At 41.1% G+C, this 25772-nt stretch carries 24 protein-coding genes; 8 read left to right on the top strand and 16 right to left on the bottom strand.

Translation table 11 applies throughout. The features are described 5' to 3' along the window. Window positions 1-79 precede the first annotated feature (79 nt). From G498_RS0102955 to G498_RS0102930, 6 genes are all read left to right on the top strand, one after another. Window positions 80-520, top strand: a complete 441-nt coding sequence (locus G498_RS0102955; protein ID WP_244877124.1) for a thioredoxin family protein — start codon at window positions 80-82, stop codon at window positions 518-520. Beyond that, window positions 520-1440, top strand: coding sequence for an FAD:protein FMN transferase (locus tag G498_RS0102950; protein ID WP_026979781.1), 921 nt, complete (start codon window positions 520-522; stop codon window positions 1438-1440). Before G498_RS0102955 ends, G498_RS0102950 begins: the two co-directional genes overlap by 1 nt. A gap of 17 nt (window positions 1441-1457) precedes the next feature. Beyond that, entirely contained in the window at window positions 1458-1664 is a 207-nt protein-coding gene (locus G498_RS0102945; protein ID WP_026979780.1) for a DUF4266 domain-containing protein, read from the top strand. Window positions 1665-1682: 18 nt separating this feature from the next. Continuing rightward, complete coding sequence (locus G498_RS0102940; RefSeq protein WP_026979779.1) at window positions 1683-2897, top strand: DUF3570 domain-containing protein; 1215 nt, start codon at window positions 1683-1685, stop codon at window positions 2895-2897. 165 nt (window positions 2898-3062) lie between these two features. After that, window positions 3063-5051 (top strand): excinuclease ABC subunit UvrB, encoded by a 1989-nt coding sequence (gene uvrB, locus G498_RS0102935; RefSeq protein WP_026979778.1) that lies wholly within the window; start codon window positions 3063-3065, stop codon window positions 5049-5051. Window positions 5052-5131: 80 nt separating this feature from the next. Then, on the top strand, window positions 5132-6043 hold the full coding sequence (locus G498_RS0102930; RefSeq protein WP_131387653.1) for a hypothetical protein: 912 nt from the start codon (window positions 5132-5134) through the stop codon (window positions 6041-6043). A 50-nt stretch (window positions 6044-6093) separates the two neighbouring features. Here the strand turns inward: G498_RS0102930 and G498_RS0102925 are convergent, their stop codons facing one another. Beyond that, entirely contained in the window at window positions 6094-6495 is a 402-nt protein-coding gene (locus tag G498_RS0102925) for a TerB family tellurite resistance protein (RefSeq protein WP_026979776.1), read from the bottom strand. A 74-nt stretch (window positions 6496-6569) separates the two neighbouring features. On the opposite strand from G498_RS0102925, the gene G498_RS0102920 reads away from it, so the two are divergent. After that, window positions 6570-6995 carry a DUF1456 family protein gene (locus G498_RS0102920; protein ID WP_026979775.1) on the top strand — a complete coding sequence of 142 codons (426 nt, stop codon included), beginning with the start codon at window positions 6570-6572 and terminating at the stop codon, window positions 6993-6995. A gap of 77 nt (window positions 6996-7072) precedes the next feature. Here the strand turns inward: G498_RS0102920 and sucC are convergent, their stop codons facing one another. From sucC to G498_RS0102905, 3 genes are all read right to left on the bottom strand, one after another. Next, window positions 7073-8266 (bottom strand): ADP-forming succinate--CoA ligase subunit beta, encoded by a 1194-nt coding sequence (gene sucC, locus G498_RS0102915; RefSeq protein WP_026979774.1) that lies wholly within the window; start codon window positions 8264-8266, stop codon window positions 7073-7075. A gap of 182 nt (window positions 8267-8448) precedes the next feature. Continuing rightward, entirely contained in the window at window positions 8449-8838 is a 390-nt protein-coding gene (locus G498_RS0102910) for a response regulator (RefSeq protein WP_026979773.1), read from the bottom strand. Further along, a complete protein-coding gene (locus G498_RS0102905) occupies window positions 8828-10252 on the bottom strand; it encodes a sensor histidine kinase (protein WP_026979772.1) in 1425 nt (474 codons plus the stop codon). Before G498_RS0102905 ends, G498_RS0102910 begins: the two co-directional genes overlap by 11 nt. 211 nt (window positions 10253-10463) lie before the next feature. On the opposite strand from G498_RS0102905, the gene lysA reads away from it, so the two are divergent. Next, window positions 10464-11669, top strand: a complete 1206-nt coding sequence (lysA, locus tag G498_RS0102900; protein WP_026979771.1) for a diaminopimelate decarboxylase — start codon at window positions 10464-10466, stop codon at window positions 11667-11669. A 36-nt stretch (window positions 11670-11705) separates the two neighbouring features. On the opposite strand, the gene pafA is transcribed toward lysA, so the two are convergent. The 12 genes from pafA to G498_RS0102840 all read right to left on the bottom strand — a co-directional run bounded on the left by pafA (window position 11706) and on the right by G498_RS0102840 (window position 25747). After that, a complete protein-coding gene (pafA, locus tag G498_RS0102895) occupies window positions 11706-13316 on the bottom strand; it encodes an alkaline phosphatase PafA (protein ID WP_026979770.1) in 1611 nt (536 codons plus the stop codon). Window positions 13317-13360: 44 nt separating this feature from the next. Next, complete coding sequence (locus tag G498_RS0102890; protein WP_026979769.1) at window positions 13361-13768, bottom strand: hypothetical protein; 408 nt, start codon at window positions 13766-13768, stop codon at window positions 13361-13363. Window positions 13769-13788: 20 nt separating this feature from the next. Beyond that, a complete protein-coding gene (locus tag G498_RS0102885; RefSeq protein ID WP_026979768.1) occupies window positions 13789-14730 on the bottom strand; it encodes an NAD(P)H-dependent flavin oxidoreductase in 942 nt (313 codons plus the stop codon). 13 nt (window positions 14731-14743) lie between these two features. Next, entirely contained in the window at window positions 14744-16357 is a 1614-nt protein-coding gene (locus G498_RS0102880) for a S8 family serine peptidase (protein WP_026979767.1), read from the bottom strand. A 26-nt stretch (window positions 16358-16383) separates the two neighbouring features. Further along, entirely contained in the window at window positions 16384-17571 is a 1188-nt protein-coding gene (gene mnmA, locus G498_RS0102875) for a tRNA 2-thiouridine(34) synthase MnmA (protein WP_026979766.1), read from the bottom strand. A 14-nt stretch (window positions 17572-17585) separates the two neighbouring features. Then, on the bottom strand, window positions 17586-18308 hold the full coding sequence (locus G498_RS0102870; protein ID WP_026979765.1) for a toxin-antitoxin system YwqK family antitoxin: 723 nt from the start codon (window positions 18306-18308) through the stop codon (window positions 17586-17588). Window positions 18309-18363: 55 nt separating this feature from the next. Next, window positions 18364-19164 (bottom strand): pyrroline-5-carboxylate reductase, encoded by an 801-nt coding sequence (proC, locus tag G498_RS0102865; protein ID WP_026979764.1) that lies wholly within the window; start codon window positions 19162-19164, stop codon window positions 18364-18366. A 70-nt stretch (window positions 19165-19234) separates the two neighbouring features. Next, complete coding sequence (gene yidC / locus G498_RS0102860) at window positions 19235-21121, bottom strand: membrane protein insertase YidC (RefSeq protein ID WP_026979763.1); 1887 nt, start codon at window positions 21119-21121, stop codon at window positions 19235-19237. A 61-nt stretch (window positions 21122-21182) separates the two neighbouring features. Next, the gene (locus G498_RS0102855; RefSeq protein ID WP_026979762.1) at window positions 21183-22799 is read right to left on the bottom strand and encodes a CTP synthase; all 1617 of its coding nucleotides are present in this window, start codon (window positions 22797-22799) and stop codon (window positions 21183-21185) included. A gap of 335 nt (window positions 22800-23134) precedes the next feature. Beyond that, a complete protein-coding gene (locus G498_RS0102850; RefSeq protein ID WP_026979761.1) occupies window positions 23135-23368 on the bottom strand; it encodes a DUF3820 family protein in 234 nt (77 codons plus the stop codon). 1 nt (window position 23369) lies between these two features. Then, window positions 23370-23774, bottom strand: a complete 405-nt coding sequence (locus G498_RS0102845; RefSeq protein ID WP_026979760.1) for an OsmC family protein — start codon at window positions 23772-23774, stop codon at window positions 23370-23372. After that, window positions 23774-25747, bottom strand: coding sequence for a LysM peptidoglycan-binding domain-containing protein (locus tag G498_RS0102840; protein ID WP_026979759.1), 1974 nt, complete (start codon window positions 25745-25747; stop codon window positions 23774-23776). The genes G498_RS0102845 and G498_RS0102840 overlap by 1 nt, the downstream gene beginning before the upstream one ends. Between the last annotated feature and the right edge of the window lie 25 nt (window positions 25748-25772).

Raw genomic sequence — 25772 nt, 5'->3', positions numbered from 1 at the left:
TACTGTAGAATAAATAATTGATTTATGAACTGTTGTTTCTCAACAATTTAGCAAATCCTATATTCCATAATCTACTGAAATGATGACTATGAAAATGAAAATTGCAGGACTTCTGATGTTGTTGTCTTTTACCCTTACAGCTCAGGAAACGAACAGAGTAACCTTCGAACAATCGCTAGAAAAAGCAAAAACTGAAAATAAAAAAGTGTTGCTGTTTTTTTCCGGTTCCGATTGGTGTGCTCCGTGCGTAAAATTTAAAAAGTATTTCGTTACCACAGAGCCTTTCCTACAATTCAGCAATGAAAATTTAGTGGTTTTTAATGCCGATTTTCCGAGACTGAAAAAAAACCAGCTTCCAGCAGAAATCATGCAGGAGAATGAAAAATTAGCCGAAAAATATAACAACAACGGCCTTTTCCCGCTGATACTGTTACTAAACAACAAAGGAGAAATCTTAAAAAAATGGGAACATTACCCAACGGAAACGCTTGATGAATTCATCGCCAAACTGAAAGGATAATGCAGCAAAAAAGGGTTGAAAAATTAATGGGCAACCGCTTCGAGTTCACTGTTTTGGGACCCGACGAAAAGTGGTGTACCGAAAAAATTGACCTTGCCATCGAAGAAATCCGGCGCATTGAAAAACTGCTTACGACTTTTTCAACCGACAGCGTAACGTATGAAATCAACGAAAATGCGGGAGTCCGGCCGGTTAAAGTAACTGAAGAAGTATTCAGCCTTATCCAACGCTGTCAGATGATTTCCAAAATAACGCAAGGCGCTTTCGACATCAGTTACGGCGGCATCGACAAAAAATTCTGGAATTTCGATTTGAACATGACCTCGTTACCCGATGCCGAAACGGCAAAAAAATCGGTGGCACTCATTAATTATGAGAACATAATCCTCGATGTATCCGAAAAAACCGTCTTTCTGAAACAAAAAGGCATGCGCATCGGATTTGGCGGAATCGGAAAAGGTTATGCCGCAGAAATGGCCAAACGAAAACTCATTGCAAACGGTGTGGAAAGCGGCATTGTAAACGCTTCCGGCGATTTATCGGCGTGGGGTTATCAGGAAAACGGGGAAGCTTGGACGATTGGTATTGCGAATCCGAATCTGAGAAATGGTATTTTTTCTACCTTCAAAATTACCAATACTGCCGTTGCCACTTCCGGAAACTATGAAAAATTCGTGATGATTGACGGAAAACGCTATTCGCACACCATCGATCCGAAAACAGGATTTCCGGTAAGCGGCATCAAAAGCGTTACCATCATAGCCGAAAATGCAGAAATTGCAGACGCCTTAGCCACACCGGTAACCGTAATGGGAATCGAAGTCGGTCTGGATTTTATCAATCAGTTAAAACATATCGGATGCATTATTATTGATGATAACGATACTAAATATTTCTCCCATAACATAAAACTCACTTAACCTCAAAACTTAACAGTATGAAGAAAATTGTTTTACTATCCGCCTTTGTGCTAAGTGTCGGATGCAAACCGGTTAAGGAATATCAGAAATCGAAAATCAACGATGCTGAAATGGAACTGGCGGCCAAAAAAACGGAAAAGTTCGAAAACACCTTCCAACTCTATCGCGAAGGAAGTTCCGGTGCAAACGGCGGAAAAACCGGCGGTGGCTGTGGCTGTAATTAATACCCGATAAGAAAGATTATGAAAAGAAGAATTTATACCGCTTCCATACTGGCATTCCTGTTGGGTAACCACATGAAAGCACAAGATACCACCTCTTCCGACAGTTCAGCTTACAAAAAGCAAAAACTGAAAATCGAAGAAGTCAATTTTATTTCCAGCTACTACAGTCAGGACGGAGACAATTCGGCCGTAACCGGCGGAAAAGGAACCGAAAAACTAACGGACATCGCGACCACATTCGAAATCAGAGTTTCCAGAAGAGACCGCTACAACCACAAACACAACTTAGGTTTTGAATTGGGTATTGATTCCTACACCTCAGCTTCATCGGACAAAATTGACCCAAATACGGTAACTTCGGCTTCCTATCAGGATGTACGGGTGTACCCGTCATTGAACTACAGTTATGAGAACGAAGAAAAAAATTATATCCTAAGCGCAGGGCTTTCCTTTTCAGGAGAATTTGATTATACATCCATCGGCGGAAGTTTAGGTTTTTCCAAAATATCGAAAGACAAAAACCGGGAATTCACCGCAAAAGGAATGGCGTTTTTCGATACCTGGAAAGTAATTTTACCAATTGAACTGAGGAATGCCCCATCCGACAATGATGCCAAACAAGGCGACAAGAAACCGAGGACGTCCTACAATTTAGGCTTGACGCTATCCCAGGTTTTCAACCGGAATTTCCAGATGGCTTTCTTAACGGATATCGGCTATCAGCAGGGATTGTTGGCCACCAAATTCAACCGTGTGTATTTTAATGACGCACTTGTCACCGTTAAATCGGAAAAATTGCCGGATACGCGTTTTAAACTTCCGGTGGGTGTCCGGGCGAATTATTTCTTAGGCGATAATATTGTGTTGCGCACTTTTTACCGCTATTATTGGGACAACTGGAACATCAATTCACATACCATCAGTTTTGAACCGAGTTATAAGCTGACGGCATTTTCATCGATTTCCGTTCCGTATCGTTTTTATACCCAAACGGCTGCGAAATATTTCCAACCAATTTATCTGCACGGACTGGAAGAAGAATTCTATACCAGTGATTACGATTTGTCGAAATTCAGCAGTCATATGATTGGATTGGGCTATAAAATTACCGATGCCGACAAAGGTATTTTCCACGTAAAAAGAATCAACAGCCTGGAATTGCGTTACGGTTTTTACACCCGGAGCAACGGCCTGGATTCACACATCATAACATTGGCCATGAAGTTTAAATAAAAATCCATTTTCTGAATATTCCTGCCGCAGCTTCTTTGATTCAATACGTTTAAAATCAGAGAAACTGCGGTTTTTATTTTAGAAACCGGTGCTGTATCAACTTTAAAAGACACCTTAAATTCCTTATCTTTGCTGCTCAGAACCTTAGCATCTTAGTTCCTCAAAATGAAATTCCAAGTCGTATCCGATTACAAACCGATGGGGGATCAGCCTCAGGCCATTGAAAAATTAGCCAAAGGCATCCTCAACAATGAAAAGTACCAGACCCTTTTGGGGGTAACCGGTTCCGGAAAGACGTTTACGGTAGCGAATGTCATTCAGGAAGTACAACGACCGACCTTGGTTTTGGCACATAACAAAACGCTTGCCGCCCAGCTGTATTCCGAATTCAAGCAGTTTTTTCCGAACAATTCCGTACAGTATTTCGTTTCCTATTACGACTATTACCAGCCGGAAGCCTTTATTCCGGTAACGGGAACGTATATCGAGAAGGATTTGTCCATTAACGACGAACTGGAAAAATTGCGTTTGAGCACCACTTCTGCTCTGCTTTCGGGACGTCGTGATGTTTTGGTGGTGGCGTCCGTTTCGTGTTTGTACGGTATCGGAAATCCGGTGGAATTTCAGAAAAACGTGATTTCCATTGAACGCGACCAGACCATTTCCCGCACCAAATTACTACACCGCTTGGTGCAGAGTTTATACTCTAGAACGGAAGGCGAATTCACTCCCGGAACCTTCCGCATTAAAGGTGATACCGTGGAAATCTTCCCGAGTTATGCCGATGAACCGTTCCGCGTGCATTTCTTCGGCGATGATATTGAGGAAATTGAAGCTTTCGATGCCAAAACTGCTCAAGTCATCGAGAAATACGAAAAACTGAACATTTATCCGGCCAATATGTTTGTGACGTCGCCCGATGTGTTGCAGAATGCCATTTGGGAAATTCAGCAGGATTTGGTAAAACAGGTCGATTATTTTAAAGAAATCGGCAAACATTTAGAAGCCAAACGACTGGAAGAACGCACCAATTTCGATTTGGAAATGATTCGGGAATTAGGCTATTGCTCGGGAATTGAAAACTATTCGAGATATTTGGACGGAAGACAACCGGGAACGCGTCCTTTCTGCCTTTTAGATTACTTTCCTGACGATTATTTAATGGTAGTCGATGAAAGTCACGTGACGATTTCTCAGGTGCACGCGATGTACGGCGGCGACCGTTCCCGCAAAGAAAATTTGGTGGAATATGGCTTTCGATTACCTGCCGCGATGGACAACCGTCCGTTGAAATTTGAGGAATTTGAAAGCCTTCAGAATCAGGTGATTTACGTTTCGGCGACTCCGGCGGATTATGAATTGCAGAAATCGGAAGGCGTTTATGTAGAGCAGGTAATTCGCCCGACCGGGTTGTTGGATCCGATTATCGAAATCCGCCCCAGCGAAAATCAGATTGACGATTTAATTGAAGAAATACAATTGCGCTGCGAAGCCGACGAACGCGTTTTGGTGACCACTTTAACCAAACGCATGGCCGAAGAACTGACGAAATATTTAACCAAAGTTTCCATCCGTTGCCGTTATATCCATTCCGATGTCGATACATTGGAACGCGTGGAAATCATGCAGGATTTAAGAAAAGGAATTTTCGATGTGTTAATCGGCGTTAACCTTTTACGGGAAGGTCTGGATTTACCGGAAGTTTCCCTGGTTGCTATTCTTGATGCAGATAAAGAAGGTTTCTTAAGAAGTCATCGTTCGCTTACCCAAACGGTTGGACGGGCTGCCCGTAACGTAAACGGAAAAGCCATCATGTATGCCGATAAAATTACGGCTTCGATGCAAAAAACCATCGATGAAACGGCGTACCGTCGGGAAAAACAGATGAATTACAACAAGACTAACAACCTGGTTCCGAAAGCATTGAACAAAAGCTTAGGGAATGTGCTGGCTGGTAATTCCGTATCTACCCAATATTTTGAAGACAAAGCGCAGAAAGCCTCAGAACCCGAAAGTCTGTACTTATCCAAACCTGAAATCGAGAAGAAAATCCGGGAATTGCGAAAAGCCATGGAAAAAGCAGCCAAAGATCTGGACTTTATGCAGGCGGCAAAACTTCGGGATGAAATTAAACTTTTTCAGGATAAATTGTGACATTTTTCTTTAGCCCGAATTATCAATCCTTCTGATTCAAAGGTTTTTCTATATTCGCACAAACGAAAAATTATATCGAAATGATTAGAAAATTTTTATCCTTTTTAAGCTTAGCACTTTCTGTTGTGCTTTTTTCCTGTTCAAGTGACAGTAGTGATGCTGTTGATACTGTGCTATCTGCTTCAATCACAGCTACCGTTAATGGGCAATCTTGGGCTTCAATGCCTGGTGGGGCAACATCAATTATAAGTGGTTTTGACGCGTTTGGAGAAAATCAGACCATTTTCAACATCAGTGGGTTTAAAATGGATATGACTGTCATAAATATTACAATTCCTGCTAATAATGTTTATGAAGGAACTTTCAACTATGATGAAAATTCTTCTGCGCATCTGTCGTATAGCAATGAAGTAAATTCATATTCAAGTACTGAAACAGGCGGAAATTTTACTTTAACAATTACAGACTACAACCTTGAAGCCGGTACAATCTCCGGAACCTTTTCCGGGACAATTTTTGATTTGGCAGGAAACAGTATAAGTATTACAAACGGGCAAATTAACAATGTTCGTGTTATGTCAACCAATTACTATTCCAATGGCACTATGAGTTTATCCAGAAATGGCGGAGCATCTTTTTCTATGGATAACAATTTAGATGATAAAAAGTTTGTTACGATTATCGAAAACAGTGAAACCAATCAGATTTTGGTAAATGGAAATAACGCTACTCTAACCTCAGATTTTGGTTTATATTCTATTGGCTTCCCTAATAATGTTATTCCCGGAACTTATGATCTTACCTCTGATTCCGGTTTTACAGCAGGTATCGGAAATTCAGATAGTGAACCCGAATACAACTTAACCAGCGGAACCATTACAATTACTTCGCATAACGGAAATACCGTTTCGGGTACTTTTAACTACACTGTTAATAATGGCGTTCAGACTGTAACTATTTCAAATGGCAGTTTTTCAATTACCCATAATTAAAAGAGAAAAGAGATAGAAAAAAGGACGGTGTTAATACCGTCCTTTTTTTATTAATTATGCTGTTCCATAAAAGCGCAAAGTAAAAACTCCGGCTCAATCATTTTATTTGAAGATTGGGCCATTGCTTTTAAGGTCTTTTTGATTCCCATCGGATTCAGTCCCATATTGATGCCGATTTCGTTGATGGCTTTGATTTCCCGTTCGTGTAACACGCCGTCGCAATGCATTAACAATGCCAAACGATAAAACTGCATGATGCGGTGATGCTCGTCTTTAATGACTTTTATCGAGTCGCGCTTGCCGAATAATTCGAGAAAAACATCTTTCTGAATGCCCAGTTCCTGAGCTACTATCCAAAGAAAATCATATTCCCGGTCATGCAATTCACCGTCTACCACGGCAAAGGCAATCATCTCTGAAATTAAACTGATTTTTTCTTCGTAAGTATCCATAATTGTATTTTTTGCTAAAATAACACAAATTTCTGTTTGGTTTACTCCTATCTTTGCATCAGATACACAAAATTATGAACAATAACGATATATTCAAGAAGTTACGCGTGGCCTTACAATTACGGGACGACCAGATTGTGGAAATTTTAGAATTGGTGGATTTCCGGATTTCCAAAGGCGAAATTGGTAACTTCTTCCGTAATGAAGACCATCCAAAATATGTGGATTGCGGCGATCAGGTATTGCGCAATTTCCTGAATGGTTTGGTAATTCACCTTCGCGGAACCAAAGAAAACCCTAAAAATCCGATGGAGGTTTTAAAAGGACACAAGGCGGAAGCACAAAAGAACGACGCGGCAAAACCAAAAACAGCAATTCAAAAACCCAAAGCTGATTTCAAGAAAATTGCTCCGAAAGGTAAAGCCAAACCGGCACCTAAAAAAGAACCCGTCGTTCAGAATGTTAAATTTAAAAACGGCAAAAAGAAGGATAGCAAATAGTAATAGTAATTCTCTAAAAAATAAAAAACCCGAGCTTACAACTCGGGTTCTTTTTATACTCTAAATTGATTTTCTGATTAAGACAAAGCCGCTTTCACTTGGTCAGCCGCTTCCTGGAACTGAACTGCGGATAAAATCGGCATTCCGGAATTATCGATTAATTCTTTAGCGATTTCAGCATTGGTTCCCTGTAAACGCACGATGATTGGCACTTTGATTGCGTCGCCCATGTTTTTGTAAGCATCTACAACTCCCTGAGCCACACGGTCACAACGAACGATACCACCAAAGATGTTGATTAAGATTGCTTTTACGTTAGGATCTTTTAAAATAATACGGAAAGCAGTTTCCACACGTTTTGCATCGGCTGTACCTCCTACGTCTAAGAAGTTTGCCGGCTCATAACCTGCATATTTGATTAAGTCCATAGTTGCCATGGCAAGACCCGCACCATTTACCATACATCCTACGGTTCCGTCTAAGTCTACGTAGTTTAATCCTGCTTCTTTAGCTTCTACTTCGATTGGACGTTCTTCCGTGATGTCTCTCATCTCGGCTAAATCTGCATGGCGGTATAAAGCGTTGTCATCTAAAGTTACTTTAGCGTCAACAGCCATAATTTTGTTATCGGAAGTTTTCAATACCGGGTTGATTTCAAACATGGAAGAATCTGAACCGATATACGCTTTGTATAAAGCATCTACGAATTTTACCATATCTTTGAATGCCTCACCGGATAACCCTAAGTTAAAAGCAATTCTTCTGGCCTGGAACCCTTGTAATCCAACAGACGGATCGATTTCTTCGGTAAAGATTTTATCCGGAGTGTGCTCTGCCACTTCTTCGATATCCATACCACCTTCTGTAGAATACATGATCATGTTACGGCCTTTACCGCGGTTTAATAAAACCGACATGTAAAACTCTTTGGTTTCACTTTCTCCCGGGTAATAAACATCTTCAGCTACTAATACTTTGTGTACTCTTTTTCCGGTTGGAGGCGTTTGCGGCGTAATCAGATCCATACCGATAATTTGCTCGGCCAATTCCTTAACCTGGTCTAAGTTTTTAGCCAACTTAACACCACCACCTTTTCCGCGGCCACCTGCGTGAATCTGCGCTTTGATTACGTGCCAGCCTGTACCGGTTTCTGCAGTAAGTTGTTTGGCTTTAGCAACTGCTTCTTCTGCATTATTTGCTACATAACCACGTTGTACACGCACGCCGTAGCTTGCTAATATTTGTTTTCCCTGATATTCGTGTAAATTCATAATAGATGTGTTTTGCTTTAAATAAAGTGCCACAAAAATAACAAAGTATATTGAATGTGCCTAATGTTTTTTACGGAAATAACACAACATTTTTTAAGAAAAAGAGTTGGATAAAACACTCGGCAAGCTTGCCTAATGCAATAGTTTTGCAAAAACGTTTTAACGAAGTGCAGCCTCCGAAATCAAAGCGTAATCATCTCTTTAAATTGCTGAACCGGCAGCGGCTTGCTGAAAAGTTTCTTTACATAGTTGCTTTCGTTTGCCCGTTCAATATCGGTGGAGTCTAAAGTTGAGGAAAGCATAAAAATTTCCGTTCCGTTTTTGATTTCTTCTGATAACGTATCATAATTTGTCAGGAATTCGAAGCCGTCCATTACGGGCATTTTAATATCGAGAAGAATAATGAGCGAATGGAAATCTTTTTCATGTGCATGGAGCCATTCTATTCCTTCCCGACCATTACTCACAATGTTAATATCCAAATTTCCCAAGGTTTTTTTGAGGAGTTTTGTGGTAACCAACTGATCTATTTTATTGTCTTCGATTAGCAGAATGGAGCAATCAGGTTTCATGGTATTTGGGTATAATTACGGTAAATGTACTTCCTTGTTTTACTTCTGAGGCGACGGTAATCGTGCCCTTTAAATTTTCAACCGCCTGTTTTGTGATGTAAAGCCCTAAACCGGACCCCAGATTATGATCGGTACCGAAAAACATTTCGAAAATTTTGGCCTGAATGTCTTTTTTTATTCCGATTCCGTTGTCTTTTACTTCAATTTTGAAAAAACTGTCCTCGTGATGGGCCGCAATCTCTATAAACTTGTCATTTTTATCTTTATCACTGTACTTGATGGCGTTGGAGACTAAATTATTCAAAATAATCTTTAATCTCAAACCATCGGTGTGCATTTCGTCGATTTCTACATTTTTTTTTATTTGGATGGCTTTCGCCTCGCTCAAATAATTGTGCTGAAGCAGAATATCATTGACAATTTTATCAAAATTCACAATTTCCAGAACCCTTTCTTTTCGCTTGTTTCTGGAATAATCGATGATGTCGTTAATAAACTGATCCTGCATCGTAAGACTTTGATTCATCAGCCCGAAATAATGCCGTACCTGATTCGGGTCTTTTTCTTCTTTCGCGATTTCGATTAACCCTTTTAATGATGTAATTGGCGAACGCAAATCGTGGGAAGCACTGTAAACAAAACTGTCGAGCTCTCTGTTGGCCAGTACTAAATTTTTGTTCTTAAGCTCAATCTCTTTTGCCGATTCCAGTAATTTTTTCAGCATGACGGAAAAATAGAGACTTACGGCACTTATTATGACCAGTATAAAAAATATATTGGCAAAAACTAAATACTGTTTAATTTTTCCAGACCCTTCTGTTAATGCATTTGAAAAATTCCTGCCATTCTCTGTCAGTGTTTCACTGATGTCTCCGATTTGGAGAAGATAGGCCTGCTTTTCTTCAGCGTCTAAATCCGAAACCGCAAGTTTTTGATGGATTTCGTTTCCGATTTGAATTAGTTCATCAATCGAACTATCACCTGCCTCCCATTCTTTCATGGCTTTGGTAAAAAAGGAAACTTTATTAAAATTTTTGTACAGCCAGATAATATCGTCCAGATCTTCCTCTTTGTTCCTGCCGGCTCTTAATCCCTGCTTCACCAAATCATCACTCTGATTCTTAATTAAAGCCATACGCGCCAAGCCATCTCCTTTTGGCACACTTATTTCTTCAAGAAAAGAGATCCATTGCTCTTCATCTTTTGTATAGAGATAGGTTGTCAGGTGACGGACTGCATCTTTTTGCCCTTTGGAATAGTGCGACTCACCATTAACATACGCGCGGTTGGCCGATAAAATTCTTATCGTCCCGTAATTAACGAGGATTAACGACGCACAGGAAAAGAAGACTACAAAAAAAAGAAAGTAGACTTTCGGAAGTTTTAAATTTTCTGTGATGCCTCGCTTAGCCATGTTAACCTACAGATTGGGTCTATAAATTTATTATTTTTCTTATACAAATAAGTATTATTTTATAAAAATAATCCACAGCTGTCTTCTTTGTTGTGAAGAATCAAACATATCGTTATAAATTTTAAATTATCTAACAAAATTTAAAATAATTACAAATTTAACAAAAACACCATACAGATCTTTGCTATTTTTACGAAAATTTTAATCATTTATGGAATCTAATCAATTACTCTCAGTAGCAGAAGAGTTCGGGTGTCCTTTGTATGTGTATGACGCCGCGAAAATCGAATCGCAGTACAACCGTTTAACCAATGCCTTTTCCAAGGTAGAAAAGCTACGCATCAATTATGCAGTCAAGGCATTGTCAAACCTATCTGTTCTTAAGCTACTGAAGAAGATGGGTTCCGGACTTGATACGGTTTCCATTCAGGAAGTACAATTGGGCTTACACGCCGGTTTTTCCCCGGATCACATCATTTACACACCCAACGGAGTTTCTATGGATGAAATTGAAGAAGTAGCCGCTTTAGGGGTACAAATCAACATCGATAATTTATCTATTTTAGAACAATTCGGTGCCAAACATCCTAATATTCCGGTTTGCATCCGCATCAATCCGCATGTGATGGCCGGCGGAAATTCGAATATTTCGGTGGGTCATATCGACAGTAAATTCGGGATTTCGATTCATCAGTTGCCGCATTTGCTGCGCATTGTGGAAAACACGAATATGCACATCAACGGAATTCACATGCACACAGGTTCTGATATTTTGGACATTGAAGTGTTTTTGTATGCCGCTGAAATTCTGTTCGACACCGCGAAACATTTTAAAGAACTGGATTTTATCGATTTCGGTAGCGGATTCAAAGTACCGTACAAAAAAGGCGATATCGAAACCAATGTGGAAGAATTAGGCAAAAAACTAACCAAACGCTTTCTGGCTTTTGAAAAAGAATACGGCCGTGAACTGACTTTAGCCTTTGAACCCGGAAAATTTTTAGTAAGCGAATCAGGATATTTCTTAGCCAAAGTAAATGTGGTAAAACAAACTACTTCCACCGTTTTTGCGGGAATTGATACCGGATTCAATCATTTAATCCGTCCGATGTTTTACGGCTCGCAACATCATATTGAAAACATTTCCCATCCAAAAGGAAAAGAGCGTTTCTATTCCGTTGTGGGCTATATCTGTGAAACCGATACTTTTGCCACCAACCGAAGAATTACGGAAATTAAGGAAGGTGACATTTTGAGTTTCCGCAATGCCGGAGCGTACTGTTTTACCATGTCGTCTAATTACAACTCCCGTTTTAAACCGGCGGAAGTGTTATGGCATGAAGGCAAAGCGCATTTAATCCGCAAGCGCGAAACGTTTGAGGACATTTTGAGAAATCAGATTGAAATTGAACTGTAACACTAAAAAAGCCCGTTTTTACAAACGGGCTTTTTTTTAATCATTCAAAACTTCTTCCAAAACCTGGGCTTCGGTACCGTTCGGAAACGGGATTTTTAGTTTTTGGGCCAAAGTCGGGGCAATTTGCGTAATCACTTTTTTATTGTGCGACTCCCCTTTTTTGATGCCCCAGCCGTAGAAAAGCATCGGCACATGCGTATCGTAACTGTACGGACTTCCGTGGGTGGTCCCGGTTGCGGAATATTCTACATAACCAGGTTTGAAATTAACCACCAGTTCGCCGTTCTGAACCGGATCATATCCTTTGGCGACAAATCCGGCGTAATAATCACCGGACGAAGCCGATAAAATTTCTTCTTCGGTATACACTTTTTTCACATAAGGCTGCGCATACAGATAATCTTTAAAAGCCTGCTTCACTTTGGAAAGTTCCAATCCTTTTGTTTTGATGGTTTCCTTGTTGAGAAAAACATTGTAATTCGAGTAATTCAACAATAAATCCACCCCGAATGTTTTAACCGAAAACTCCGCCAACGCTCGTTCGATGTTCTTCCACGGAATATTATCGACATCGTATTTGTTGTCTTTCAGATAGGTTACGTTTTCTGCTCCGGCATGATCGGCGGTCAGGAAAACCAGGTAATTGTCTTTGCCGACAGTTTTGTCCAAAAACGCAAGGAATTCCCCGATAGATTCATCCAGACGCAGATAAGTATCCTGTAACTCTATGGAACGCGGCCCTAAGGTGTGCCCGATATAATCCGTGGCTGAAAAACTAACCGTAAGAAAATCGGTGATATTGTCTTTTCCGAGGGCTTCGGCTTCGATGGCTTTTTCTGCAAAATCAATAATCAGATTGTTTCCGAAAGGTGTCGAACGCAACACTCCGGCATTGTTATCTGCATACATTTCCTTTAAACTGTACGGAAAAAAAGGTGTTTTTTTATACAATTTTCCTTCGTACGGATTGTTGTCTGTTAAACTTTCGTTGTAGGTTTCCTTAGGTTTCAGCAGATTCCAGCCTTTGTCAATATACTTCAAAAAATGTTTCTGATTGTTGAATTCCGTAACCCAATCCGGCAACTGCTGTCCGTAATAAGTGCTGGATATAAAAGCACCAGTCTGGCTGTACCAGAAGGCCCAGTTGGCAAAATGCCCGGCCGGTAAAATCGCTCCGCGGTCTTTTAAACTGATTCCGATTACTTTTCCTTTGAAATTGGTGGCCAGTTTCAGTTCATCGGTGATGGTGGTGGCCTGAAGATTTTTCGGTGACATTTCCCCTTCACTTTTGGTACCGTCTCCGATGGTTGCTACGGAAGCGTCATCGGTACAATACATCTCTTTTCCGGTAGCTTTATTGAACCACTCGTTTCCAACAATACCGTGTACACTCGGCGTCGTTCCGGTATAAACCGAAGCATGGCCGGGCGCCGTATAGGTTGGCATGTAGTTGTAATGCATGTTGTGGAAGGTATAACCGTTTTTCATCAAGCGTTTGAAACCGTTCGCCGAAAAATCATCCGAAAAACGATACAGGTATTCCATTTTCATCTGATCGACCACGATACCTACCACCAGTTTCGGGCGTTGTTGTGCCATTGTAGCGGAGGCGATTCCTAAAATCACCAGTTGCAACACTCTTCTCATTCTTATTTATTTTATATAAAAAATCCCGAAAACCGGGACTTTACTTATTTTACATATTTCATGTTGTACACCAAAACGCGGCTGTCTTCTTTAATGTACAGCTGTTTTTGTTTGCTGTCTTTATCAGTTCGGATCACCAGAACGCATTTTTCACCATCGTTGTTTACGCATTGAAAACTGTCAATACTGCCCTGCTCGTTGGTTTTCGGATCGTCATACCCCAAAATGGTATACAGCTGAATCACTTCGGAATACACCACGATTCGGTCTTTATTCGTATCCAGCGTAATGACAATTTTAGCGTCTTTGAAAGGCGTATAAGCACTCCAAACTCCTTTTGCACTTTTAACACTCATACTCACTCCCGTAGTTTCAAATCGATACACCTGAGCTGAAGCGTTAAGCCCAATAAACAAAAGGAACAATAAACTGATATTCTTTAAAAATTTCATATTTCGTTTTCTTTGAACATTTACAATAATGATGCCACTTGAATTTGGGCTGCTTTAAACTCTGTCATGACCTCTTCCACAATCTGACTGACCGGTTTGATATCGTGAATCAGTCCTGCAATCTGACCGATTTCCAGTTCACCTTCGTCCAGATCACCTTCAAACATCCCGCGCTTGGCTCTGGCCCTTCCCAACAGCGTTTTTAATTCATCCACAGTCGGGCATTTGGCGTACAATTCCTGAACGTCGTTATAGAATTTATTTTTCACCAGTCGAACCGGCGCTAATTCTTTCAAAGTCAGATGTGTATCACCTTCTTTTACTTCTAAAATGGTTTGCTTGAAGTTATCGTGTGAAGAACTTTCAAACGAGGCGGCAAAACGGCTTCCCATCTGAACACCGTCGGCACCTAAAACCATGGCAGCCAACATGCCTCGTCCGGTCGCGATTCCTCCCGCAGCAATTAACGGAATGGTAATGTTTTCGCGAACCATCGGGATTAAAGTCATGGTAGTGGTTTCTTCTCTTCCGTTGTGTCCTCCGGCTTCAAATCCTTCGGCTACGACTGCATCTACACCGGCTTCCTGTGCTTTTAATGCAAATTTGGAACTGCTTACCACGTGCACCACGGTAATCCCTCTTTCCTTCAGAAAAGAAGTCCAGTTTTTTGGGTTTCCGGCAGATGTAAAAACGATTTTCACACCTTCTTCCACGATAATGTTCATGATTTCTTCAATGTTCGGATACAGCATCGGAACGTTTACCCCGAAAGGTTTATCGGTAGCTTTTTTGCATTTCTGAATGTGTTCCCGAAGGACTTCCGGATACATCGAACCGGCACCTAACAAACCTAAACCACCGGCATTACTTACTGCACTGGCCAATTTGTAGCCGCTGTTCCAGATCATTCCGCCCTGAACAATCGGGTATTTGATATTAAAAAGTTGTGTTATTCTATTCATGAGTTTAATGTAATTACCTCTTAATCAGCTTACCGGTTTTGAATGTGCTACCCGAAGTAATTTTGTAAATATAAAGGCCTGCGTTTAAATTATCAAGCGTTATGACGGCATTGTTTTCAACATTCTTTGCTAACACCGACTGCCCTAAATTATTGTAAATCGTGATTTGAGCATTGGAAATGTTTTCCGGAAAATTCACGGCAATCTGATTGCTTGCCGGATTCGGATAGACGGAAAAAGTGGTTTTACCGAATTCTGCATTTGCTAACAAGGCATTAGTATAGGCCAATTGAAAATCCGGAATACCATACCCGTAATTGTTATCCGGATTGGAATACTTATCGGCCGAAGCCTTTACCATCTGTACAATTTCCGCATTGGTTTTATCCGGAAAAGCACTCCAGAAAGAGGTTACTGCTCCGGCCAAAATAGGACTTGAAAAAGAAGTTCCGCTGTTTGTTGAGATGGCTCCTGTTTGCGTGGCAACGGTTGCACCAACGCCCATCGCCATTAAATCCGGTTTGATTCGGTTATCGGCTGTAGGACCGATGGAACTGAAACCTGCCTTAACTTCCGAACTGCTAACTGCTCCAATGGTTAGCGCAGTAGCGGCATCGGCCGGAACACTTACATATGGGTCGGAAGAAGCTCCCGAATTACCGGCTGAAATAACCAAAATCATTCCTTTGCTGAAGGCAATATCGGCTGCGCGGGACGAAAAAGCCACCTGACCGTTCAAATCGGCATATTCGTAACTGTAATTCGGATTGTCGTAGGTGAAATAGCCTAATGATGTATTTACAACGTCTACACCCAAACTGTCAGCCATTTCCAAGGCTTCCACCCAATTGCTTTCTTCAACCGGGTTTTCACTGGAAATATCTTCGGTGATGAACAGATAATATTGCGCATCCGGAGCTGTTCCGACAAGCTGGTTGTCTGCAAAACCTCCCATATTGGAAAGGACCTGAGTACCGTGTTGATAGCCAACGTAAGGATTGTTCGTTTTGTTTACAAAATCATAACCGCCCAAAATCAGATTGTTATCCCGCAAATGCTGAAATGGCGCCTGCGTATCTACACCCGGAAAACCGGCATCCATAATAGCTACTATTTTACCCGAACCAGTATGATTCTGTTGGTGTAAAAAGTGCGCGTTCAGCATTTGAATCTGATTGGAAGAACCACCATAATTGAAATTTTCCTGTACATCCTGAAATTTATTGGTATAAGCCGCTTTTTGGCTTTTGGAAACTCTTCCGGCTGGATTGAGGGCCGGATTGGCAAAAACAATATGATCCACAAAAGGAAGGCTTTCGAGATTTTCAATATTGGCCTGCGTTCCTCTTATATGAAGCGCATTCATCCATTTGGATTTTGCCTTTACCGTAATTCCTGAAGCCGTTGTAATCTGATCGATATACAACTGATGAATCGGAGCGTCCTGAGCGGTAATGGCCACGCCGTGTGCAGCTCGTCTGTCTAATGCTCTTTGGGAAAGCATCGTCAGCGGGTTGTCAATATAGGCCTGAGCGTTGGGTTTATCTGTAAAATAGACCCACGCATCTTCTTGCGAAAAAGCCGCAAAACTAATTATAAAAACTAAAAACAGGTACGCTTTTTTCATGGCTTTCTGATTTGGAAAGCGCTAATTTATGAAATTACTCCGGAACCAACTAATTCATCTTCAAGATGCCACGAAACAAATTGTCCTTCGGTAATGGCAGACTGCGGTTCTTCGAAAGCTACGTACAACCCATTCTCAAATTGATGCAGTCTGGCTTTCTGCAACGGCTGACGGTAACGGATTCTAGCCATAATATCCAGAGTTTCACCCGGTTTTAACGCCAAATCTTCGCGAATCCAGTGCACTTCGGTGTTTTTTACAAAGAGTGCTTTTTTGAACAATCCTGGATGGTTGTGGCCCTGTCCGGTGTATATCGCGTTGGATTTTACATCGGTTGCAATAATGAACAACGGCTCTTTGGTTCCTCCTACGTTCAGGCCTTTGCGCTGTCCGATGGTGTAATAATGTGCGCCCTGGTGTTTACCGACCACTTTACCCGTTTCCGGGGAATAAGCTATGTTTTTAGCTTCGTAAGCCAGTTGTTCTTCCAAGGAGGAAAATTGCGGCTTTTCTTCGGTATAAACGGGATTATCCGCAGCAATTTCATAGATTAAACCTTCTTTCGGCTGTAGTTGTTGCTGTAAAAATTCCGGTAAGCGTACTTTTCCGATGAAACACAAGCCCTGGGAATCTTTTTTCTCGGCCGTAACCAGTTCCATTTGGGCGGCAATTTCACGTACTTGCGGTTTGGTCAATTCGCCAATCGGAAAAAGTGCTTTTGAAAGTTGTTCCTGCGACAACTGACACAAAAAATACGATTGGTCTTTGTTACCGTCTACGCCGGCCAGCAACTGATAAATTTCTTTTCCGTCTTTTTCGAGGGTTCCTTTTCGGCAATAATGTCCTGTTGCCACATAATCGGCACCAAGGCTTAAGGCGATTTTCATGAAAACGTCGAACTTGATTTCACGGTTGCACAAAACATCCGGATTGGGCGTTCGTCCGTTTTCGTATTCGTTGAACATATAATCGACAATACGTTCTTTATATTGTTCGCTTAAATCGACGGTTTGAAAGGGAATGCCTAATTTTTCGGCTACTAACAAGGCATCGTTACTGTCTTCCAGCCACGGACATTCGTTAGAAATCGTTACGGTATCATCGTGCCAGTTTTTCATAAAAAGGCCAATCACTTCATAGCCCTGTTCTTTTAAAAGATAGGCTGCAACACTAGAATCCACACCGCCGGAAAGGCCGACCACTACACGTTTCATTCGCTTATTTCGTATTAATTCCCGTTGTATTTTTCTACGGGTTTTGTTCGTTTTTCAAATTTTTTCCCTTGAAAATTCATGTTTACGTTTTTCAGTTTTCCGTCTTCAAGAATTTTCCAGATGCCTACTTTTTTGCCATTTTTAAATACGCCTTGTCCGGTAATCTTTTTTTCAGCGGTTTGGAACGTCGCTTTACCGTCGTATTCTCCGTCTTTGAAATTGGAATCTTCCATTACGACTCCGTTTTCCGCATATTTTTTATAAGGACCTTGTTTTACACCGTTAACATAATTGGCTTCTTCCGCAATTTTTTCGGTATTGTAGAATACTTTTTTAACGCCATGCAGTTTTCCTTTTGAATAATTTTCCAAAGCCATTATTTTAGGGGAATCCAAATGGTAATAGGTCCAAAGTCCTTCATAAGTGTCCTTTCCGACTACTTTCCCTTCACTCACTTTAAATCCTTTCTGATTGTAAAAAGTAGTGTAATGTGACCCGTCATTCGCCGAAAAATCGCGTGTGGCAATTACCACCAGCTTAGCCGTATTGTCGTAATATTTAAAAACGCCAACTTCTTTTCCGTGTTCGAAAGTTCCTTCGTAACGCGGACGTTTGGAATCTTCATAAACGCCTTTCCAAAGGCCGTGACGTTTTCCGTTTTCATCAAATTTGTTGATTTCCTGTGCCGACATAACAGCGGTAACTACTAAAAAAACTAAGGCAAAAAGTTTGTTCATGGTGAAAAATTTGTTTGTCAAAATTAGTTTTTATTCTTCAATTATTGTTCCAAAATTATGAACCTAATTCTAAAGCTCGTTCATTGGCGGCCATAACGGCTTTACCAATTACCGCTTCCGTTGCGTTTGCACTGAAAATTTCCAATGCTTTTTCGGTGGTTCCGCCTTTGGATGCCACTTTGGCAATCCATTCCTGATTGGATAAAGAACTGCCGTTTTGCAGATTTATTGCCCCGATAAAGGTCTGGTTGACCAACAATTCCGCTTCCGATTGGGAAAACCCTAATTGTTGTGCGGCTTCGATCATCGAATTCATAAAATAAAAAACGTAAGCCGGTCCGCTTCCGGAAACTGCTGTGGCGGCGTCAATCAGCTTTTCCTCTTCCACATAAACCGATTTTCCGGTGGTGTTGATTAAGTTCTGAACGATAAACAATTCTTTTCGGTCAATGGCCGATGAAGCTGAAAAAACCGTCATCCCCATACCAATCTGAGTCGCAATATTAGGCATGGAACGGACAATTTTGAAACATTGCAGTTGCTTTTCAATCGTCTCGATTTTAACGCCTGCCATGACGGAAAGCAACACTTGCTTATCGGAAATAAAATTCTTCAAATTAGCCGATACCGAACTGAAATCCTGAGGTTTAACCGAAAGAATTACAATATCGACTTCTGAAATTCCGACATTAATTTCAGTAAAAAAATTGCCTGCGGGGATTCCAAAGGTTTCCTTTTCAGCCGGAATACTTCTGTTGAACACAAAAATATCGTCTGCTTTGATAAACCGCGAGTGGATAAAACTCCCTGCGTAGGTTTTACCCATGTTTCCGTATCCTACTATTGCAATTTTCATATGGTTTTCCAACAAAAAACCCTGCCTTAAACTTTCATTCAACTGCAGGGTTCTTTTATTTTTTTAGAAATTATTTCTTCTGATTTGCTTTTTTCTGCGCTTCAGCCTGTTCCATCATTTCCTGCATTTTTCTCTGGAACTTGCTCTGTGGCTTGTCTTTGGTTTTGTTCTCCTGAATCTGCGCGTGAATTTTCTTCTCGTCGATGATGTAATTCTTAATCACCAGCATGATACCGATGGTAATTGTGTTCGAAATAAAATAGTACAAACTCAATCCTGAGGCGTAATTGTTGAAGAAGAACAACATCATGATTGGCGAAATGTAAATCATAATCTTCATGATTTTCCCCATGTCCGGCATTCCTTCCTGCGGTGGTGTGCTCATCGCCTGGTCTCCGGTAGTCATTTTCATGTAGAAGAAAATCGCAATCGAAGCCAAAATCGGGAACAGACTCACGTGGTCGCCGTAAAACGGAATATGGAACGGCAATTTCAGTACCGAGTCATAAGAAGACAAATCATCCGCCCATAAGAAACTCTTCTGACGCAAATCGAACATCGACGGAAAGAACTGGAATAAGGCGTAGAATATCGGAATCTGTGCAAAAGCCGGCAAACATCCTGCCATTGGGTTTACGCCTGCTTTGGAATACAATTTCATGGTTTCCTGTTGCTTCTTCATCGGGTCTTTTGAAAACTTCTCGTTGATTTCGGCAATTTCAGGGCGTAATACTTTCATTTTTGCCTGTGACAAATACGATTTATACGTTACCGGCGACATCACCAAACGCACCAAAATGGTGAAAAGGATAATCGCAATCCCGTGAGGGATAAATCCGCTCAGGAACGTATACGAAGGAATGAACACATAACGGTTGATCCATCCGAAAATTCCCCAGCCTAACGGCATTACCTCGTCCAGGTTTTTGTCGTATTTGTTAAGAATTTTATAATCGGCCGGACCGTAGTACCAATTCATGTTGTAGCTCAGTTCGCCTCCTTTGAATTCCAACGGCAATTTTGCGGAGAAGTTTTTGGTAAACACGGTATCCACCTTATCATCATGAACTAAGTTTTCCGATTTCAGCTGTGCCGTTTTAATCGGTGTATCGGTCAATAAGATCGAAGTAAAGAAATCCTGTTTGAAAGCCACATAAGTCAGGTCTTCAACCGTTTTTTCATCCAGTTTGCTCGCGGCACTTAAAGAGTTGTCTTTACCGCCTTCGTATTCGTAACGCAAATCAGTGTAACGATTTTCATAGCTAACGCTTTTTTCGTTTCGGTACGCTTTCAGGTTCCAGTCTAAATCAACAGGTTTTGAAGTATTTAAAACACTGGTTAACCCTTGTGTACGGATGGAAAAATCCATCATATATTCGTTCGGTTTCAATACGTAACGGTATTCCAGAAACTGGTTTTCACCGGTTTTCAGACGCATGGAAAGTACCTGATTCTCGCCTTCTTTCGCAAGGGTCGGCTCGAAATACAAATCTTTGGTGTTTAAAACACGGTTGTCCTGCGTTTGCAGTTGCAGATTAAAATTCGCATTGTTGTTTTTAATCAGTTCAATCGGCTTTTGAGAACCTTTGTGAAGACTTTCGAAATTGTTCACTACTGCTTCGGCAATATAACCTCCTTTGTTGGCAATTTTTAAGGTTAACAATTCATTTTTTAGTTCGGTAACCTCGTCTTTAGCGGATGGCAATGAGGCAGAATAGGCAAAGGAACCCAAAACACTTTGCAGGGCTTTCGCTTTTGTGGAATCGGAAGCAGCCGTAACTGCTGTTTCAATTGCCTGTTGTTTGGCCTGTTCTACTTTTTCTGTTTTGGCTTTTTTAGCATCTTCCGCTATGGATTTTTTCTCTTCAGATATGTTGTTGTACATCATCCAAAGCATTAATCCTGTGATTAATACAAACCCTAAAATGGTTTTACCGTCTAATTTTTTTTCTTCCATATTATTGTGCTTTGAGCATTAGGCTCTCGGCAGTAAACTACTTTTTAAAAGTTGCTCTTGTTTAGCAACAAATCTTATTTTTTACCGCGGCTGCCACGAAATTCACGAACAACGGATGCGGATTGGCTACCGTACTCTTATATTCCGGATGGTACTGCACCCCGATAAAGAACGGATGGTTTTCCAATTCCACCACTTCCACCAAACCGGTATCCGGGTTAATTCCCGTGGCTTTCAATCCGGCATTCTCCAACGCTTCCAGATAATCGCCGTTGAACTCATAACGATGACGGTGACGCTCTAAAATATCCGATTTTCCGTAAATTTTATAAGCCAGTGTGTTGTCTTTTAAATGACATTTCCAGGCACCCAAACGCATGGTTCCGCCTTTATCGGTAATGTTTTTCTGCTCTTCCATTAAACAGATTACCGGATGTGGCGTGTTTTCGTTCATTTCGGTGGAATTCGCATCGGCTAATCCCAAAACATTTCGCGAATATTCGATGACCGCCATCTGCATACCCAAACAGATTCCGAAGAACGGAATGTTGTTTTCTCTCGCATAACGAACGGTTTCTATTTTCCCTTCAATTCCGCGACCGCCAAATCCCGGAGCAACTAATATGCCATCCAATCCTTTCAGCTGGTTTTCTGCCGTTTTGGCATCCAAATACTCCGAATGGATACTGATTACGTTCACTTTTGTCTCATTGGCAGCTCCCGCGTGGATAAACGCTTCCAAAATGGATTTGTACGAATCCTGCAATTCCACATATTTCCCTACCAATCCGATGTTTACTTCGTGTTTCGGGTTTTTCAGTTTGTGCAGGAACTCGTTCCAGTTGGCTAAATCCGGGCTGTTTTTTTCCGGTAAATCCAAACGTTTCAGCGCTACTTTATCCAGACCTTCTTCCAACATTAAATTCGGAACATCATAAATAGTAGAAGCGTCAATCGACTGAATTACTGCCTCTTTCTTCACATTACAGAACAACGCCAGTTTCTGACGCAAGTCCTGAGACAATTCGTGCTCGGTTCTGCAAACCAGAATATCGGCTTTGATTCCGCTTTCCATTAAGGTTTTTACGGAATGCTGTGTCGGTTTCGTTTTCAACTCTCCTGCAGCAGCCAAATACGGCACCAAAGTTAAGTGGATTACGATTCCGTTGTTATCTCCCAATTCCCACAACAACTGACGAACAGACTCGATATACGGTAACGATTCAATGTCTCCCACCGTTCCGCCAATCTCTGTAATCACAATGTCATAATCACCCGATTTCCCAAGCAACTGCATGCGTTCCTTGATTTCGTTGGTGATGTGCGGTACCACCTGAACCGTTTTACCTAAAAATTCCCCGCGTCGCTCTTTTTCAATCACCGAAAGATACACTCTTCCCGTGGTTACGTTATTCGCCTGAGAGGTTGGCACATTCAGGAATCGTTCGTAATGTCCTAAATCCAGATCGGTTTCTGCGCCGTCATCGGTTACGTAACATTCTCCGTGTTCGTAAGGATTCAAAGTTCCCGGATCTACGTTGATGTACGGATCGAATTTCTGGATTGTGGTTCTGTACCCTCTTGCCTGCAATAATTTTGCTAAAGAAGCTGCGATAATTCCTTTTCCCAAAGAAGAGGTCACACCTCCGGTAACAAAAATATACTTCGTCTGATTCATTGTGTTGTTTTATTTCGTTGTGTTGTTGTTTAAAAAAACCTGGCAAAAATACAATTATAATTCGATTATTGGACGGTTGGATTTTTAGAATTTTAGAAAATAACGAATAATTAACTATTGTTGAAGAATTGGATTATTAGATGATTCGATTGTTGAATGGTTAGATAATTGGATTCACAAATTTTCGGATTGTTGGTGCGGCGGATTACAAAATCTTTTGCGATTTTGATTTTTGGGACATTCTGAAAAGCATAAGAAGTCGAATAAAGCTTCCGGTCAAACAAGTCAAAAATTCTTTAACGTCTAATCATCCAACAATCTAAAAATCAAAAAAATCATCTCGGCTTCGGAAAGTTTTTACGAATGTTTCGTACGAGTTCTTCAAGCCCGTTGAGTTTTAACTCATAAACCAATTGAAGCTGCTCGCCTAATTGGCCTTTAGGAAAACCTTTGTTGTGATACCAGACAATATAATGTTCGGGCAGGTCAATAAGAAAATACCCCTCGTATTTTCCGAAGGGCATTTTGGTATGGGCTAACTTTATTAAAAGTTCTTGTTGTGATTTCAAATTACTTCCAGTTAAACGTAATTTCTTTTTTAATATCCGGATGCAGACTGAAATAAACCGGACAGGTTAAAGCGGTGCGCTCCAAAATGGTTCTGTTTTTTTCATCCGTCTTCAAATTCATCTCGAAGTTGACATGGATTTCCACTATTCTTCTCGGATTGGTTCCCATGATTTTGGTTACTTCTGCTGTGGAACCCGTGAAATCCACTTCTAAATCTCTGGCTTTGATGCCCATTACGGTTAACATACAAGTCGCCAGCGCATTGGCTACAGAATCTGTCGGAGAAAACGCTTCGCCTTTGCCGTGGTTGTCGGTTGGTGCGTCGGTGATAATTGTGTTGCCGGATTGTAAGTGTACCGACGAGGTGCGCAAATCGCCTAAATAGGTTACTTTTGAAGTCGCCATTATTTTGCTTCTTTTAATGTTAAATCTTCGTCGTAGTACAATAAGTAAACCCCTTTATTGTAGTAACCGCCGTCGATGTTGGCGTAGTTGAATTTGCTCTCAATCTGCTCGGAGGCTTTCTCGTTTACCGATTCTTTGTAACCGCCGTCCTGGAACAATCGCAGGATAACGTCAAAGGTTACGTCAAATCCGCGGGTGGCAAAACGGTTTGGGAAAATATTGTTTTTCTTTTTGAAGACTCTCGCAAAAATTTCTGCTTCCGGCGCTTCGTTATCTCTGGAAACGGACGGATACAACAATTTAAGACGGGTCAATTTACTCAACGGAATTTCTTCAAAATCAAGCGTTTCGTTTTTCTCCAGGGTTACCAACTGTACCTGATATTCCGAGGAAGCCGTCACCAGGATGTTGCAGGTACTCAACACCATTCCGGTTTTTTCGGACTCCAGAATTACGTAATTCAGTTTCGATTTGTCCATCAGACTTTTTACGTTTTCCAGGGTTGGCACGCCTTTATCGCTGATTTCTGCAATTTTTACGGAAGGATAATTTTCCGTGATGAACTGTTTCGAACTTCCTTTTTTAGGATCGATAATTGCAATGATATTCCCGTTTTTAGCCATCATGAAATCGAACATTTTTCGTTTCACATCGATGGCGTTCGGCATTGCCTGAAACAAATTGGAATACGGTTTTCCTCTTTCGTTCGATAAAGGTGAAATTACCGGAGTGTTGTATTTTTCCAAAAGTGCTGCTGCCGTTTCTACGTGATTCTGGAAGAATGGTCCAATCACCGCATCGGTTTTTGAAAAATCGTTTCTGGAAATTAAAGAGGCTACCGCCGAAGAGTTTTTCGATTCTTCGGAATCCAGAATCTTAACCGTTAAAGGTAATCCTAAAGTTTTAGCCGAATCGATTGCGATTAATGCTCCCGCATAAAAATCCAGTGTCATATTCAGGAATTTGTCTTTTTTCAGGCGCTCCTGAACCGTATTGGTGGAATCCGATTCGATTTTATCCATGTGAAATGGCAACATCAGTACCAGTTCTTTACCTTCTTGTTTGTTGATAGACTTCACAATATCAACCTGTTCTTTGTTCGGATTGATCTGATTGAATTTTGAAGTGGTCGGCATTTTTATCGTCATCCCGATTTTCACGCCTTCATTCAATTGCGGATTCAACGCCAACAACTGCTCCTGTGTTAAACCGGACGATTTGGTTAAACTGTACAGGGTTTCTTTCGGCTGTATCTGATAATCCATGTACTGAAGCGCAGCCGAGTTTACGGATGGCGCAGACGGCGTTTTCACTGCAGCCGCGGCTACCGGTGTATTCTTGTTTAAGCGAAGATTTTGCCCAATTTCAAGATTTTCTTTGATTTCAGGATTTAGCGCTTCAAGCTCTTCAACGGTTAAACCGTATTTTTTAGCAATCCCGTATTTGGTTTCTTTAGGTTCCACCAAATGGTATTTTGCGGAAGGTGTCCCGTTTGTTTTTGCCGGAGTTGCAGCTGTTGCAGGCTTGTCAAGCTTTTTGGAAGTAAAAACGATAACGGTATTCCCGATTTTCAATCCGTCCTTTTCAATGTCGGGATTGTTCTTGTTGATGGATTCTACGGTTACCTCATACTTTTTCGCAATGCTGTATACCGTTTCTTTCGGTTCTACCACATGATACACTTTTACCTCTTTTCCTGTAGGTTTCGGAGTTTCTTTTACCGTAACCGGCGCATTGGTTTTGGTAACCTGTCCCGCTTTCGACGGAATTAAAAGAACCGCATTTTCATTGACACCGTTTTTGGCCTCAGGGTTTAAACGATAAATGTCTTCGGGTGAGATACCGTATTTCTTCGCAATCGAATACGCGGTTTCTCCTTTGGCTACTTTATGTTCTTTGTAATTTTTAGTCTGCGAAAACGCTGTTCCCGAAACTAATACAGTCGTACATAATCCAATAAAAAAATGCTTCATATGGTATTTTTTAAGCGAACAAGTC

The organism is Flavobacterium suncheonense GH29-5 = DSM 17707 (assembly GCF_000430025.1).
GTDB lineage: Bacteria > Bacteroidota > Bacteroidia > Flavobacteriales > Flavobacteriaceae > Flavobacterium > Flavobacterium suncheonense.
The sequence above is the reverse complement of the archived record's forward strand: the minus strand, read 5'-3'. Positions and strand labels throughout refer to the sequence as shown.